The organism is Burkholderia sp. IO2 (genome assembly GCF_029522185.1).
GTDB classification, from domain to species: Bacteria; Pseudomonadota; Gammaproteobacteria; order Burkholderiales; family Burkholderiaceae; genus Burkholderia; species Burkholderia cenocepacia.
This window is the reverse complement of the sequence record NZ_JAKWFH010000034.1, coordinates 17,267-32,272: the sequence shown is the minus strand read 5'-3', so window position 1 is coordinate 32,272 and position 15,006 is coordinate 17,267. Positions and strand designations below refer to the sequence as shown.

Genomic DNA, 15,006 nt, shown 5'->3' with positions numbered 1-15,006 from the left:
CTTACAATCGCAAGAACGAGTACACCGATTCCGGAACAAAGGTCGGCCATGCCTGTATCGGCGACCTCGGCCTCGTCTCGCGGGCGGCGGCGCCTCGATTACCGTGCCGCAACAGGAGAACCAATCCGATGATCAAAGTCAGTGTCATGTATCCGTACACCGCAGGCGCGCGATTCGACCATGCGTACTACCGCGAGACGCATATGCCGATGGTGAAACAGCGACTCGGCGCGGCATGTCTGTACTACACGGTGGACAAGGGCATCGCAGGCGGTGCGCCTGGCGCCGACCCGGTTTACGTGGCCAAGTGTGACTTCGTCTGTACGTCCGTCGAAGCTTTCCAGGCAGCCCGCGACCCGCACGCGCAGGAGATCATGGCCGACATCGCCAATTACACGGATATACAACCGGTGCTGCAAATCAGCGAGGTGGTCGTGGAGCGTTCGGAAGACTGACCGAGGTTCGGCTATCGCCCGGCACCGCATCCGCGTATGGCGTGGCGCCCGCGCTGTCGCGGCGCAGGCAGGCCGGCCGCGCCCAGGTCACGAACCTGCGTGCGCCGGCCCTGTCCCGCAGTTCAGGACGCGTGTCCCGACATCAGGCTGAGCGCCACCGCTTGCGCGACTTCGATACCGTCGATCGCGGCCGAATAGATGCCGCCCGCATAGCCGGCGCCTTCGCCGGCCGGATACAGGCCTTCGACGTTCATGCTCTGGTAGTCGTCCTTCCGGCGAATCCGGATCGGCGACGACGTGCGTGTCTCCACACCGGTGAGCACGGCGTCGTGCATCGCGAAGCCGGCGATCTTCTTGTCGATCTCGGGCAGCGCCTCGCGGATCGCTTCGATCACGTAGTCCGGCAGCGCGGTGCTGAGGTCGGTCGGATTCACGCCGGGCTTGTACGACGGCTCCACGGAGCCCAGCGACGTCGACGGCCGGCCCGCGATGAAATCGCCGACCAGCTGGCCCGGCGCGCGGTAATCGCCGCCGCCGAGTTCGAACGCGCGTTCCTCCCATTTGCGCTGGAACGCGATGCCGGCGAGCGGGCCGCCCGGATAGTCGTCCGGCGTGATGCCGACGACGATGCCCGCATTCGCATTGCGCTCGGCACGGGAATACTGGCTCATCCCGTTGGTAACCACGCGGCCCGGCTCCGAGGTCGCGGCGACCACCGTGCCGCCCGGGCACATGCAGAAGCTGTAGACCGCGCGCCCGTTGCTGCAGTGGTGGACCACCTTGTAGTCGGCCGCGCCCAGCTGCTTGTGACCCGCGAACTTGCCGAAGCGGCTGCGGTCGATCAACCCCTGCGGATGCTCGATGCGGAAACCGAGCGAGAACGGTTTCGCTTCGATATAGACGCCGCGGTCGTGCAGCATCTGGAACGTGTCGCGCGCGCTGTGGCCCACGGCCAGCACCACGCGGTCGCACCGCAACGTTTCCCCGTTCGACAGCTTGAGCGCGCGCACCTTGCCCTGGTCGATTTCGATATCGTCGACACGGGTTTCGAAGCGCACTTCGCCGCCGAGTTCGTGGATCGACGCGCGCATTTTTTCCACCATGCTGACGAGGCGGAACGTGCCGATGTGCGGGCGGCTCAGGTACAGGATGTCCTCGGGCGCGCCGGCCTTGACGAATTCGTCGAGCACCTTGCGGCCATAGTGGTTCGGATCCTTGATCTGGCTGTACAGCTTGCCGTCGGAGAACGTCCCTGCGCCGCCTTCGCCGAACTGCACGTTGGATTCGGGATTGAGCACGCTCTTGCGCCACAGGCCGAACGTGTCCTTGGTGCGTTCGCGCACGGCCTTGCCGCGTTCGAGGATGATGGGACGGAACCCCATCTGCGCGAGGATCAGCCCCGCGAACAGGCCGCACGGCCCCATGCCGATCACGACCGGGCGCAGGAAATCGGCGTGTTCGGGCGCCTTCGTGACGAAGTGGTACGCCATGTCGGGCGTCACGCCGCAATGCGGCTTGCCGGCGATGCGCTTGAGCGCGGCCGCTTCGTCCTTGACTTCGACATCGACGATATACGTGAGCTTGATGTCCGCGCGCTTGCGCGCGTCGTGCGCGCGGCGGAACACGGTGTAACGGAGCAGCCCGTCTGCCGCCACGCCAAGCTCCGCGAGGCGCGCGCGAATCGCGGCCTCGAGCGCGCTCTCGGGGTGGTCGAGGGGGAGTTTAATTTCGCTTAGCCGTAACATGAGGACTCGGATGCGATTGCCACGGCGCCGTGGCGGTGTTGATACAGGCGGGGCCGGCATGCCGGCGGCGGCGTTGTCGCCGCGCGGGCATGCCGGACGCAAACCCTTCGCTGGCATTGCGCGACCAGCGGCGCGGGCGGCGATACGCCGGCCGGCCCCAGGCAACTCGGGCAACTTCAGGATAGGCGCACGAAGCGACCCGTGTGCACGGAAGATTGTCCCGCGTTCCGGGGCGATCGGCGCGCCAGCGTGACGATGCCTGCGAGCGGTTTGCGCGAAAGCCGCGCCACGCGGGCGCGGCCCGGGCTTACTCCGCTGCCGGATGCACGCGGCTGTAGCGGTTCAGGATCGGGATCATCTGCGCGTAGATCTTCGGGTTCGCGGCGACGATCTCGTGGCGATGCAGGAAATCGGCGTCGCCCGTGTAGTTCCCGACGAGGCCGCCGGCCTCGGTGATCAGCAGGCTGCCCGCTGCCATGTCCCACACGTTGATGCCTTGCTCGAAGAACGCGTCGAGGCGGCCGGCCGCGACGTTCGCGAGATCGAGCGCCGCCGCGCCCGGACGGCGCAGGCCCGTGCAGGCCTGCGTCATTTCGGTGAAGAGGCGCGCGTAGGCGTCGAGGCCGTCCTTCTCGCGGAACGGGAAGCCCGTGCCGACCAGTGCGTCTGCCAGGCGGTCGCGGCGGCCGACGCGGATGCGGCGGTCGTTCAGGTATGCGCCGCGGCCGCGGGTGGCCGTGAACAGGTCGTTCTTGTTCGGATCGTAGACGACGGCCTGCGTGACGACGCCCTTGTGCTCGAGCGCGATCGATACGCAGTAATACGGGAAGCCGTGGATGAAGTTGGTCGTGCCGTCGAGCGGATCGATGATCCACTTGAATTCGGATTCGTTGTCGGATTCGCCCGATTCCTCCGCGAGGATCGCGTGGTCGGGGTAGGCGGTCTTCAGCGTCTCGATGATCGCGTCTTCGGCGGCCTTGTCCACTTCGGTGACGAAGTCGTTCTGCTGCTTCTTGCGGATCTCGATCAGGTCGAGATCGAGGGACGCGCGATTGATGATCTGTCCGGCGCGGCGCGCAGCCTTGACAGCAATGTTGAGCATGGGATGCATGAGCCTGGATCCTGTAGCCGGCGGCACGGGCCGCCACGAAGTGGGACAACCGCCCGGAACGGCGCAAGCGTGCCGGGGCGAGGTGAGACGCGAATTGACAAAGAGCGGGGTACGACCCGCGCTGCGCCGCGGCGCAACGCGTAAAGGCATGATTTTACCCGATTTTTGGTGGTTTCAGGCGACCGGAATGCGGGGAAACCCCCACTGGCCATCCGGACGAGTGGGTTTGCGGGAGCGATGGCGATACCATACGGCCATTCTGATGAACCGAGTCGTCTCGTAGTGGAAACCCCGCAGAACACCGCCGCGCCGTCCGAATCGGGCGCGGCCTCGTCCCCGCCGCCGTCCGGCGGCTTCACGTCCACCCGCTTCGTGCTCGTCGAGCCGAGCCATCCCGGCAACGTCGGGGCGGCCGCCCGCGCGCTGAAGACGATGGGCTTCTCGCGCCTCGTGCTGGTCGCACCGCGCGTGCCGCACGTGCAGAGCGATCCGGAGGCGATCGCGATGGCCAGCGGCGCGGACGACGTCCTCGCGTCCGCGCATGTCGTGTCGACGCTCGGCGAAGCGCTGTCCGGCGTGCACTGGTCGATCGCGCTGACCGCGCGTACGCGCGAATACGGGCCGCCGCGGCTCGCGCCGCGCGCGGCCGCCGCGCAGGCGAGCGCGCAGGTCGGCACGGGCGACATCGCGCTCGTGTTCGGCAACGAGCGTACGGGTCTCGCGAACGAGCATGTCGAGCAGTGCAGCGCGCTCGCGCACATTCCGGCGAATCCGGCCTACAGTTCGCTGAACCTCGCGCAGGCCGTGCAGGTGCTCGCGTACGAGTTGCGCGTCGCGTTTCTCGAGCAGGCGAGCGAGCCGTCGGCGCAACCGCCGGCCGAAGCCGGCACGCTCGCGCAGAGCGACGAGATCGAGCGGATGTACGTGCACCTCGAGCATGCGCTGATCGCGCTCGACTTCCTCGATCCGCGCAACCCGAAGAAGCTGATGCCGCGGCTGCGGCGGCTGTTCGCGCGCACGGGCCTCGAGCGCGAGGAGGTCAACATCCTGCGCGGCGTCGCGAAGCACATCCTGCTGAAGTCGGGCAAACCGGGCGGCGACGCGTAAGCGGCCGGCGCGCTGATCGCGGGGTGCGGGGCGTCCGACGGATGCGGCGGGTGGTGGGTGGCGGGCAGGCCATGCGGTGATCCGCCGGAAGCGACGAACCCTGCAGTTTCGCCCGACGGGCCTCCCCGGAAACCCGTCCCGGCCGAATACCCGCGCCGGTGGCGGGGTGAACGCGCGACCGCGTGCGGCGGCGCGCGACTGGCCCTACAATCGCCGGACGTCATAAGCAAATTACCCGGCGCGATAACGGCCGGCATTGCCGGCGATGCGCGCCGGCCTTTTCCCAGATCACATCATGTTCACGAGACTGCGCGAAGACGTTGCAACGATTCGCGAGCGGGATCCCGCCGCTCGCAGTGCGTGGGAAGTGCTGACCTGTTATCCGGGGCTGCATGCGCTCGTGCTGCACCGTTTCGCGCACGCCTGCTGGCGCGCGAAGCGCTACTGGCTCGCGCGGTTCGCGTCGCAGGCCGGCCGGTTCCTGACCGGGATCGAGATCCACCCCGGCGCGACGATCGGCCGGCGCGTGTTCATCGATCACGGCATGGGTGTCGTGATCGGCGAGACGGCGATCATCGGCGACGACTGCACGATCTATCAGGGCGTGACGCTGGGCGGCACGTCGCTCACGCGCGGCGCGAAGCGCCATCCGACGCTCGAGGCCGGCGTGATCGTCGGCGCTGGCGCGAAGGTGCTCGGCGGTTTCACGGTGGGTGCGGGCGCGAAGATCGGCTCGAACGCGGTGGTCGTCAAGCCGGTGCCGCCCGACGGCACGGCGGTCGGCAACCCGGCGCGCATCGTGATGCCGGCGCAGCCGAAGCCGCAACCCGAGCGCGCGGCATTCTGCGCGTACGGGATCACGCCGAACGCCGACGATCCGATGTCGCTTGCGATTCACGGGCTGATCGATCACGCGGCGAAGGAAAGCCGTCGCGTCGACGAGATCGTCGCGGCGCTCGAACGGCTCGGTACGCATCTGGAAACGCTGCAGGGCGCCGATGCGGCGCGCCTCGACCTGCGCAGGCTGTCCGCGGTGCTGGAAGGCAAGACGGTCGAACGCCAGATGTAACGAACGAGCAGGGCGCCCACGGCTGCCGGTCGATGCGACGACAGCGGCAGCGGTGGCGTCAGTCGAGCGGCATCGCGTGGATGCCTTCCGCGTCGACGCGCAGATAGCCGCCGCGCGGCGTGCCGTGATCGAGATCCCAGTCGGGCAGTACCCAGCGGATTCCGCCCGGTTCCGCGTGGCGCGCGGGGCGGTGCGTGTGGCCGTGAATGATCACGCTTGCGCGACTTTTCCGGAACAGCGCGGCCACGCCTTCCCGCGTGACGTCGTAGATTGCTGACACGGGGCGCATGCGGCCGGCTTCGCTGTTCGAGCGCATGCGCTGCGCGAGCGCGCGGCGCCAGCGGAACGGCCACGCGAGAAACAGCCATTGCGCGACGCGGTTGCGCGCGACGCGCCGGAACAACTGATAGCCGCGATCGGCCGTGCATTGCGCGTCGCCGTGCGCGAGCACGATGCGCTGGCCGAACGCCATGATCAGCGAGGGGTCGGGCAGCAGCATCGCACCGGCCGCCTTCATGAAGCGCCGGCCGAGCAGGAAATCGCGGTTGCCGTGCATCACGTAGAGCGCGATGCCGCGCTCCGAGAACGTGTGCATCAGCGCGGCCATGCGCGCGGCGAACGGATCGTCGTCGAGGATGTCGTCGCCGATCCAGTATTCGAACAGGTCGCCGAGGATGAACACCGAATCGGCGCTGTCGGCGGTGTATTTCACGAAATGCTCGAACGCGGCGACCGTCTTCGGAATCGCTTCGCTCAGGTGCAGATCGGAGAGAAACAGGAACGGGCGTGCGGCTTGCGCGTACTCGCGCTCGCCCGGCACGCCCGCGGAGACGCTTCGCGGCGGACTCTCCTGCAACATCGAAGTGCCTCCGTGACGGCTGGTGCGTCAGACCACCACGGCCTTTTCGATCACGACGTCGTCGGTCGGCACGTCCTGATGGAAGCCCGCGTTGCCCGTCTTGACGCCCTTGATCTTGTCGACCACGTCCTGGCCCTCGACGACCTTGCCGAACACCGCGTAACCCCAGCCCTGCGGCGTCGGCGACGAGTGGTTCAGGAAGTCGTTGTCGTTCACGTTGATGAAGAACTGGGCGGTCGCCGAGTGCGGATCGTTCGTGCGCGCCATCGCGATCGTGTAGTTGTCGTTCTTCAGGCCGTTGTTCGCCTCGTTGTCGATCGGCGCGTCGGTCGGCTTCTGCTTCAGGCCCGGCTCGAAGCCGCCGCCCTGGATCATGAAGCCGTTGATCACGCGGTGGAACACGGTGCCGTCGTAATGGCCCTTCTTCACGTAGTTCAGGAAGTTTTCGACCGTCTTCGGTGCCTTCGCGGCGTCGAGTTCGAGCTTGATCACGCCGTGGTTCGTATGCAGTTCAACCATGATGAATTCCTTCGGTGAGGCGGTTTAAATGGCACGCGGCCGGTCGTGCGACGCGGCCGCGTGTGGCGCCGGACGTGCCGGCAGGTGCTTACTTCGAGACGATGCTCGCCGATTCGATCACGACCGGTTGCGCCGGCACGTCCTGCATCGGGCCGCGCGAGGTCGTCACCACGCCTTCGATCTTCTTCACGACGTCGAGGCCCGACACGACCTTGCCGAACACCGCGTAGCCGTTGCCGTCCGGGTTCGGATAGTCGAGGCCGCTGTTGTCGACCGTATTGATGAAGAACTGCGCGGTGGCCGAATTCGGATCGCTCGTGCGCGCCATCGCGATCGTGCCGGTCAGGTTCTTCAGACCATTGCGGCTTTCCAGCGGGATCGGCGCGCGGGTCGGCTTTTCCTCGAAGTTGGTCTTGTAGCCGCCGCCCTGGATCATGAAGCCCTTGATCACGCGATGGAAGATCGTGCCGTTGTACTGGCCGGCCTTCACGTAATCGAGGAAGTTGGCGACGGATTTCGGCGCCTTCTCCGGATAGAGCTCGACGCGGATGTCGCCCTGCGAGGTCTTCAGCTGCACGACGGGGTGCGCGGTGGCCGTTTGCGCGAACGCGGGCGCGGTCGCGAGAAGGGCGGCGCCGCCAAGCGCCAGCAACAGACGTTTCATTGCGATCCTCAGGTTGGGAGGGAAGGAAGGGCGCGCCGCTTATTGCGACGGCGCGACGTACGGTGCCGCCAGTGCGCCCGACGGACCGTTGAACTGGAACGTCGGCGACATCGGCAGCGTGGTGGTGCTCACGTTCGCGGCGGCGCGGTCGATGTAGGCGCGCGTGGCCGGCGTCGTCGCGCGGGCGTTCGGCGCGGCTTTCGGCGGCGACACGATCTTCTGGAGATCGGCGAGGCGCTGCGCGGTCGCGCCGCTCGTGCGGCCGAGCGATTGCGCGCGCTTGTACGATTCGGAAGCGAGCCGCAGGTAGAGGTCGCCGAGGTTCTCGTACGCGAGCGAGTAGCTCGGGTTCGATTGCGTCGCGGTGACGAGCGCGGTGCGCGCTTCGTCATAGCGGCCGTGCTTCGCGTAGAGCGCCGCGAGGTTGTTGTACGGCTCGGGCAGTTCGGGGTACGCCTGCGTGATCGCGACGAACTGCTGGATCGCGTCGTCGTCGCGGTTCAGGCGGGCCAGCACGGTGCCGCGCTTGAACTGCGCCTGCACGTCGTGCGGATTCGACGCGATGCGCGCGTCGAGCTGCGCGAGCGCCTGCTTCCACTGCTTGCCGGCGATCGACGCGTCGATTTCGGGGGTGCCGTCGGCGACCGCCGGGGCCTTCTGCGCATGCGCCGCGGGAGCCGCGAAAAGCGTCAGCGCGACGCCCATGACGGTGGTCGCAACGAGGGTCGCAGCGCTCGGCGCGCGGCCGCGATGAGGTTTCATAGGCGTAAATCGGAATGTTATACTCCGAGCCATTCTAACAAAACGTCTGCGCGTTCCGGCGAGCGGCAGACAGTCTTTCTTAGCCTCTCGTGGCCGTCACCGCTGTGCTTGCAGCCTGACCGCCCCATGTGATATCGAGGACGCGCGGCCTGGCGCCGCAGCAGATGGTCCGTCCGTTTCACATGCTGGGCGAGCTTCGCCAGGGCGGTTTCCTTCGGCTCACGGTTCATCTCTATGGAATCACTGCGCATCTACAACACGCTCGCGCGTGACAAGCAAGTTTTCGTGCCGCGCCAGTCCGGCGAAGTGCGGATGTACGTATGCGGGATCACCGTCTACGACTATTGTCACGTGGGCCACGCGCGCATGCTGGTCGTGTTCGACCTCGTCCAGCGCTGGTTGCGTGCGATCGGCTATCGGGTCACGTATGTGCGCAACATCACCGACATCGACGACAAGATCATCCGCCGCGCGGTCGAGAACGGTGAGACGATCAAGTCGCTGACCGACCGCTTCATCGGCGCGATGCACGAGGACGAAAGCGCGCTGGGCATCCAGCGGCCCGACATCGAGCCGCGCGCGACGCAGTTCATCCCGCAGATGCTCGGCATGATCGAGACGCTCGAGACGAACGGCTACGCGTACCAGGCGAGCGACGGCGACGTCAATTACTCGGTGCGCAAGTTCACGAACTACGGGAAGCTGTCGGGCAAGTCGCTCGACGATCTGCGCGCGGGCGAGCGCGTCGCCGCGAACGACGCGAAGGAAGATCCGCTCGATTTCGTGCTGTGGAAGCGTGCGAAGCCGGAAGATCCGGAAGGCGCGTCGTGGGCGTCGAAGTACGGAATGGGTCGCCCGGGCTGGCACATCGAGTGCTCGGCGATGGGCTGCTCGCTGCTCGGCAATCATTTCGACATCCACGGCGGCGGGCAGGATCTGCAATTCCCGCACCACGAGAACGAGATCGCGCAGAGCGAGGGCGCGACCGGCGAGACGTTCGTCAATTACTGGATGCACAACGGCTTCGTGCAGGTCGACAACGAGAAGATGTCGAAATCGCTCGGCAACTTCTTCACGATCCGCGAGGTGCTCGAGCGTTACGACGCGGAAGTCATGCGCTTCTTCATCGTGCGCACGCACTATCGTTCGCCGCTCAATTACAGCGACGTGCATCTCGACGATGCGCGCGCGTCGCTCACGCGTCTGTACACGGCGCTGAAGGACGTCGACGCCGATACGCTCGCGCTCGACTGGAACGAGCCGCACGCGCAGCGTTTCGCGGCCGCGATGAACGACGATTTCAACACGCCGGTCGCGGTGGCGACGCTGTTCGAGCTGGCGGGCGAAGTCAACCGCACGCGCGACGCGTCGCTCGCGCGGCAACTGAAACAGCTGGCGGGCCTGCTGGGCCTGCTGGGCCGCGAACCGCGCGCGTTCCTGCAGCAGGCGTCGGGCGCCGCGCAGGCGGGCGGGCTCGCGGCCGACGAGATCGAAGCGAAGATCGCCGCGCGCGTCGCGGCGAAGCAAGCGAAGGACTATGCCGAAGCGGACCGGATCCGGGCGGAATTGCTCGAAGCCGGTATCGCACTTGAAGACAAACCGGGCGGATCGACCGAATGGCGTCGCGTATGAGCGCGGTGCGTTCCACTGACCGATCCGTCAGGTAGGAGGCAAGATGGCAACGGCCAGAAAAGCGCCGGTCAGGCGCGCGACCCCGGTCGCCGCGCGTCCGGCAGCCAAGCGTGTACCGGCGGCGAAGTCGGACGCGACGCGCGCCGTGCCGAACGGCGCGCTGAACGGTCATGCGCAGCCGGCGGCCGCGCTGCCGGCCGCCGACGCGGCCCGCAAGACACGTGCGTCCGAAGCGGACGGCGAGGAGGTCGTCGTGCGTCCTGCCTATTGGGACAAGGCATGCGCGGACCTCGTCAAGCGCGACCGGATCCTGAAGAAACTGATTCCGAAGTTCGGTCCCGCGCATCTCGTGAAGCGCGGCGACCCGTTCGTCACGCTCGCGCGCTCGGTCGTCGGCCAGCAGATTTCGGTGCCGTCCGCGCAGTCGCTGTGGGCGCGCATCGAGGACGCCTGTCCGAAACTCGCACCGCAGCCGGTGATCCGGCTCGGCGCGGACAAGCTGATCGCGTGCGGGTTGTCGAAGCGCAAGACGGAATACATCCTCGATCTCGCGCAGCATTTCGTGTCGGGGGCGCTGCACGTCGACAAATGGATGTCGATGGACGACGAGGACGTGATCGCGGAACTCACGCAGATCCGCGGCATCAGCCGCTGGACGGCCGAGATGTTCCTGATCTTCAACCTGTCGCGGCCGGACGTGCTGCCGCTCGACGACCCGGGCCTGATCCGTGCGATCAGCGTCAATTACTTCAGCGGGGAACCCGTCACGCGCAGCGAGGCGCGCGAGGTTGCGGCCAACTGGGAGCCGTGGCGCACCGTCGCGACCTGGTACATGTGGCGCAGCCTCGATGCGCCCGACGCCGACGCCTGAGTGTCGGCTATCGGGTTTTAAACATCAATAGTTGAGAGCCGGTTTTGAGCGTCGCCCGCGCGGGTAGAATACGCGCTGCCGCAAGACCCAAGGATTCGAACACATGAAGACCACGTTTCTGGATTTCGAACAGCCGATCGCCGAACTCGAGGCCAAGATCGAAGAGCTGCGATTCGTGCAGGACGACTCGGCTGTCGATATTTCGGAAGAAATCGAGCGGCTGTCGAAGAAAAGCCAGCAACTGACGAAAGACCTCTACGCGAACCTGTCGCCATGGCAGGTTTCGCAGATCGCGCGGCACCCGCAGCGGCCGTACACGCTCGATTACGTTGCGGAACTGTTTACCGATTTTCACGAGCTGCATGGCGACCGCGCGTTCGCGGACGACCTGTCGATCGTCGGCGGTCTCGCGCGCTTCGGCGGCCATCCGTGCATGGTGATCGGTCATCAGAAGGGCCGCGACACGAAGGAGCGCGCCGCGCGCAACTTCGGGATGCCGCGCCCGGAAGGCTATCGCAAGGCTGAACGGCTGATGCGTCTGGCCGAGAAGTTCGGGCTGCCGATCTTCACGTTCGTCGATACGCCGGGCGCGTACCCGGGCATCGGCGCAGAAGAGCGCGGCCAGTCGGAGGCGATCGGCCGCAACCTGTACGTGATGGCCGAGCTGAAGACGCCGATCATCACGACGGTGATCGGCGAGGGCGGCTCGGGCGGTGCGCTGGCGATCGCGGTGGCCGACACCGTGATGATGCTGCAGTTCTCGACCTACTCGGTGATCTCGCCGGAAGGCTGTGCGTCGATCCTGTGGAAGAGCGCCGCGAAGGCGCCGGAAGCAGCGGAAGCGCTCGGCCTGACCGCGCACCGCCTGAAGGCGCTTGGCCTGATCGACAAGATCATCAACGAGCCGCTCGGCGGCGCGCATCGTGATCCGAAGGGCATGGCCGCGCTGCTGCGCCGTGCGCTGGCCGATTCGCTGCGCCAGTTCCAGGGCATGAGCATCGACGCGCTGCGCGAGCGTCGCTTCGAGCGCCTGATGGCCTACGGCAAGTTCAAGGAAACCACGCCGGGCGCATGACCGGCTGCGTATTCAATTCACGCGCCGTTGCGCGCGTGTCCCGCTCGTGATCCCGCCCACCGAATTCTCCGCCGACCGCGCCGTACTCGACGCGGTCGGCGTTGCGCTTTCCAGCCTGCCGCCTGATGCGCGCATCGCGATCGCCTACAGCGGCGGCCTCGATTCGACCGTGCTGCTCGACGCGGCCGTGCGCGTCGCGGGCGCCTCGCGCTGCGTCGCGCTGCACGTGCATCACGGCCTGAGCGCGAACGCGGACGCCTGGGTCGCGCATGCCGAAGCGGAAGCGGCGCGACTCGGTGTCGCATTCGAATCGATGCGCGTCGACGTGCCGCGCGACAGCGGGCTCGGCATCGAGGCGACCGCGCGCGAGCGTCGCTACGCGGCGCTCGACGCGATGGGCGAACGCCACGGCGTGGCGACGCTGTGGCTCGCGCAACATGCGGACGATCAGGCCGAGACGGTGCTGCTGCAACTGTTGCGCGGGGCGGGAATCGCGGGGCTTGCCGCGATGGCGCCGCGTTATCGCCCCGACGGCGTGAGCATCGAGCGTGTGCGCCCGTTGCTGCGGCTGTTGCGCGCACAACTCGAGCGCTATGCGGAGCAGCATGCGCTGACCTGGATCGATGACGAATCGAACGGCGATACGCGCTATGCGCGCAATGCGCTGCGCCTCGACGTGCTGCCTGCGCTGGCCGTGCATTTTCCGGGTTTTCGCGATGCGCTCGGTCGCGCTGCCCAGCATGCGGCCGCCGCGCAGCGGCTGCTCGACGATCTGGCCGAGCTGGATTTCGCCGTCGCCGCGCGCGACGACGGGCGGGCGCTGTCGCGCGACGCGCTGATCGGATTCGACGATACGCGCGGTGCGAATCTGCTGCGCTTCTGGATGCGCCGGCTCGGTTTGCCGGGCGCGTCGGCTGCGCGGCTCGCCAACATGATGCGGCAACTGCGTGCCGCGCACGACGCGCATGCGCTGCGCGTCGATCACGCGGGGCAGTGCCTGAGGCTCTATCGCGATGTCGTGTACTGGGAAGCGGGCGACAGCAGCGAACCGGCCGACGACGGCACCGGTACGCCGCGCCCGGAGGCGGCGCTTGCATGGGACGGGCAGGAAGTGTGGCATCTGCCGGGATGGCGCGGCACGTTCGTGTTCGCGCCGGCCGACGCGGGGAGCGCCGATGCGGTGCCGGAGGCGCTGCTGCGCGGTGCGCGGCTGGCTGCGCGCGCCCGGGCGGGCGGCGAACGGATGCGTACGTCGCCGGGCGGGCCGGGTCGGACGCTGAAAAACCTGTTCCAGGAGCGCGGCGTGCCGGCCTGGCAGCGCGACGTGCCGCTGCTGTTCGCGGGCGACCGGCTGATCTACGTGCCGCGGCTGGGCGTCAATCGCGACATCGACGTGCCTGACGGCGCGACGTCCGGCGCCGCCGCATGGCGCCGGATCGAATGGTGTCCCGACCTGCTGATCGCGTAGCGGCGGCAGCCTGCCGGCGGCGCGATGGCGTGCCCGTTTTCACCATTTGGTAAACAGCGCCGGAACGGCCGCCGACACGGCGTGCGGCTTGTCAAGCGGGCTTCTATCGGGTACGCTCGGTCGTTTGCTCGGCTCGATTTTTGAGCGTTTTGTGCAGGTTTTCCGCGTGACGTACCCGGTTTGCGCGGCCTGATCGGCCTTCCGGGCAAAATCCGTCACGCTTGCGTGTTGCGTCCCAGCCGTCCCCCTCGTCGTCCGTCCACAGCCACAAGCCGCGTGACCGAACGGCTACGCGGCCTGCCCAGCGCGCCCGTGCGGTTTCTCCTCCAGTTCAGAACGACAATGGCACTCATCGTACACAAATACGGCGGCACTTCGATGGGCTCGGTCGAGCGCATCAAGAACGTCGCGAAACGCGTCGCAAAATGGCATCAGGCCGGGCACCAGATGGTGGTCGTGCCGTCGGCGATGTCCGGCGAAACCAACCGTCTGCTCGGTCTCGCGAAAGAGATTTCGAGCCAGCCGAGCCCGCGTGAGCTCGACATGATCGCGTCGACCGGCGAGCAGGTCAGCGTCGGCCTGCTGTCGATCGCGCTGCAGGAAATCGGCGTCGAGGCCGTGAGCTATGCCGGCTGGCAAGTGCCGATCAAGACCGACAGCGCGTTTACGAAAGCACGCATTCACTCGATCGACGACGAGCGCGTGAAGGACGATCTGAACGCGGGCAAGGTCGTGATCATCACGGGCTTCCAGGGCGTCGATCCGGACGGTCACATCACGACGCTGGGCCGGGGCGGCTCGGACACGTCGGCGGTGGCGGTGGCGGCTGCGCTGGGTGCCGAAGAGTGCCTGATCTATACCGACGTCGACGGCGTCTACACGACCGATCCGCGTGTCGTCGAAGAGGCGCGCCGCCTCGATCGCGTGACGTTCGAGGAGATGCTGGAAATGGCCAGCCTCGGCTCGAAGGTCCTGCAGATCCGCTCGGTCGAATTCGCCGGCAAATACCAGGTGAAGACGCGTGTGCTGTCGAGCCTGACCGATCCGCTGATTGCGCTCGACGAAGAAATGCGCTCGGGCACCCTGATTACTTTTGAAGAAGACGAGACCATGGAAAAGGCAGTCATTTCCGGCATCGCGTTCCAGCGCGACGAAGCACGCATTGCTGTGATGGGCGTGCCCGACAAGCCGGGCATCGCATATCAGATCCTCGGCCCGGTGGCCGATGCGAACGTCGACGTCGACATGATCATCCAGAACCAGAGCGTCGAAGGCAAAACCGACTTCACGTTTACGGTCGGTCGCGGCGACTACCAGAAGGCGATGGATATCCTCACCAACCAGGTGCAGGGCCATGTGAGCGCCGAGCGCGTGCAGGGTGACCCGAAGGTGTCGAAGGTGTCGGTCGTCGGCGTCGGCATGCGGTCGCACGTGGGCGTCGCGAGCAAGATGTTCCGCACGTTGTCGGAAGAGGGCATCAACATCCAGATGATCTCGACGTCCGAAATCAAGATTTCGGTGCTGATCGACGAGAAATACATGGAGCTGGCCGTCCGCGCGCTGCACAAGGCATTCGAACTCGACCAGGCATCGTGAATTTTTCGTGATGCATTGAAGAAAATGCATCACGGAAATTGACGGGCGGTTCGAAACCCTATATTATTTCGTT

General features: G+C 66.7%; 14 protein-coding genes. 8 read left to right on the top strand and 6 right to left on the bottom strand.

Features of this window, described 5'->3' with window-relative positions:
- The first annotated feature begins 128 nt into the window (after positions 1 to 128).
- Positions 129 to 455, top strand: a complete 327-nt coding sequence (locus MMB92_RS21700) for an EthD family reductase (protein ID WP_006484001.1) — start codon at positions 129 to 131, stop codon at positions 453 to 455.
- A gap of 122 nt (positions 456 to 577) precedes the next feature.
- On the opposite strand, the gene MMB92_RS21695 is transcribed toward MMB92_RS21700, so the two are convergent.
- Together MMB92_RS21695 and MMB92_RS21690 are read right to left on the bottom strand one after the other, a co-directional pair.
- The gene (locus MMB92_RS21695) at positions 578 to 2,200 is read right to left on the bottom strand and encodes an NAD(P)/FAD-dependent oxidoreductase (RefSeq protein WP_006483988.1); all 1,623 of its coding nucleotides are present in this window, start codon (positions 2,198 to 2,200) and stop codon (positions 578 to 580) included.
- 307 nt (positions 2,201 to 2,507) lie between these two features.
- Positions 2,508 to 3,311: an inositol monophosphatase family protein gene (locus MMB92_RS21690; protein ID WP_006493635.1), complete on the bottom strand. Its 804-nt coding sequence runs from the start codon at positions 3,309 to 3,311 to the stop codon at positions 2,508 to 2,510.
- 282 nt (positions 3,312 to 3,593) lie between these two features.
- Here MMB92_RS21690 and MMB92_RS21685 point away from each other — a divergent pair, with 282 nt between their 5' ends.
- Positions 3,594 to 4,418 carry an RNA methyltransferase gene (locus tag MMB92_RS21685; RefSeq protein WP_006483995.1) on the top strand — a complete coding sequence of 275 codons (825 nt, stop codon included), beginning with the start codon at positions 3,594 to 3,596 and terminating at the stop codon, positions 4,416 to 4,418.
- Positions 4,419 to 4,713: 295 nt separating this feature from the next.
- Positions 4,714 to 5,487 carry a serine O-acetyltransferase gene (gene cysE, locus MMB92_RS21680; RefSeq protein ID WP_277562915.1) on the top strand — a complete coding sequence of 258 codons (774 nt, stop codon included), beginning with the start codon at positions 4,714 to 4,716 and terminating at the stop codon, positions 5,485 to 5,487.
- A gap of 58 nt (positions 5,488 to 5,545) precedes the next feature.
- Here cysE and MMB92_RS21675 read toward each other — a convergent pair whose 3' ends face one another.
- The 4 genes from MMB92_RS21675 to MMB92_RS21660 form a co-directional block, all read right to left on the bottom strand.
- On the bottom strand, positions 5,546 to 6,346 hold the full coding sequence (locus tag MMB92_RS21675) for a UDP-2,3-diacylglucosamine diphosphatase (RefSeq protein ID WP_006483982.1): 801 nt from the start codon (positions 6,344 to 6,346) through the stop codon (positions 5,546 to 5,548).
- 27 nt (positions 6,347 to 6,373) lie between these two features.
- Positions 6,374 to 6,865 (bottom strand): peptidylprolyl isomerase, encoded by a 492-nt coding sequence (locus tag MMB92_RS21670; RefSeq protein ID WP_006483987.1) that lies wholly within the window; start codon positions 6,863 to 6,865, stop codon positions 6,374 to 6,376.
- An 88-nt stretch (positions 6,866 to 6,953) separates the two neighbouring features.
- Entirely contained in the window at positions 6,954 to 7,529 is a 576-nt protein-coding gene (locus MMB92_RS21665) for a peptidylprolyl isomerase (RefSeq protein WP_062884444.1), read from the bottom strand.
- A 39-nt stretch (positions 7,530 to 7,568) separates the two neighbouring features.
- A complete protein-coding gene (locus MMB92_RS21660) occupies positions 7,569 to 8,291 on the bottom strand; it encodes a tetratricopeptide repeat protein (RefSeq protein ID WP_077021989.1) in 723 nt (240 codons plus the stop codon).
- 234 nt (positions 8,292 to 8,525) lie between these two features.
- Here MMB92_RS21660 and cysS point away from each other — a divergent pair, with 234 nt between their 5' ends.
- From cysS to MMB92_RS21635, 5 genes are all read left to right on the top strand, one after another.
- Positions 8,526 to 9,923: a cysteine--tRNA ligase gene (gene cysS / locus MMB92_RS21655; RefSeq protein ID WP_006484007.1), complete on the top strand. Its 1,398-nt coding sequence runs from the start codon at positions 8,526 to 8,528 to the stop codon at positions 9,921 to 9,923.
- Between the two features lie 43 nt (positions 9,924 to 9,966).
- Complete coding sequence (locus tag MMB92_RS21650) at positions 9,967 to 10,794, top strand: DNA-3-methyladenine glycosylase (RefSeq protein ID WP_006484005.1); 828 nt, start codon at positions 9,967 to 9,969, stop codon at positions 10,792 to 10,794.
- Positions 10,795 to 10,897: 103 nt separating this feature from the next.
- Positions 10,898 to 11,869: an acetyl-CoA carboxylase carboxyltransferase subunit alpha gene (locus MMB92_RS21645; protein ID WP_006478433.1), complete on the top strand. Its 972-nt coding sequence runs from the start codon at positions 10,898 to 10,900 to the stop codon at positions 11,867 to 11,869.
- Positions 11,870 to 11,915: 46 nt separating this feature from the next.
- The gene (tilS, locus tag MMB92_RS21640) at positions 11,916 to 13,337 is read left to right on the top strand and encodes a tRNA lysidine(34) synthetase TilS (RefSeq protein ID WP_062884446.1); all 1,422 of its coding nucleotides are present in this window, start codon (positions 11,916 to 11,918) and stop codon (positions 13,335 to 13,337) included.
- 342 nt (positions 13,338 to 13,679) lie between these two features.
- Positions 13,680 to 14,933 (top strand): aspartate kinase, encoded by a 1,254-nt coding sequence (locus MMB92_RS21635; protein WP_012492698.1) that lies wholly within the window; start codon positions 13,680 to 13,682, stop codon positions 14,931 to 14,933.
- Positions 14,934 to 15,006: the final 73 nt, after the last annotated feature.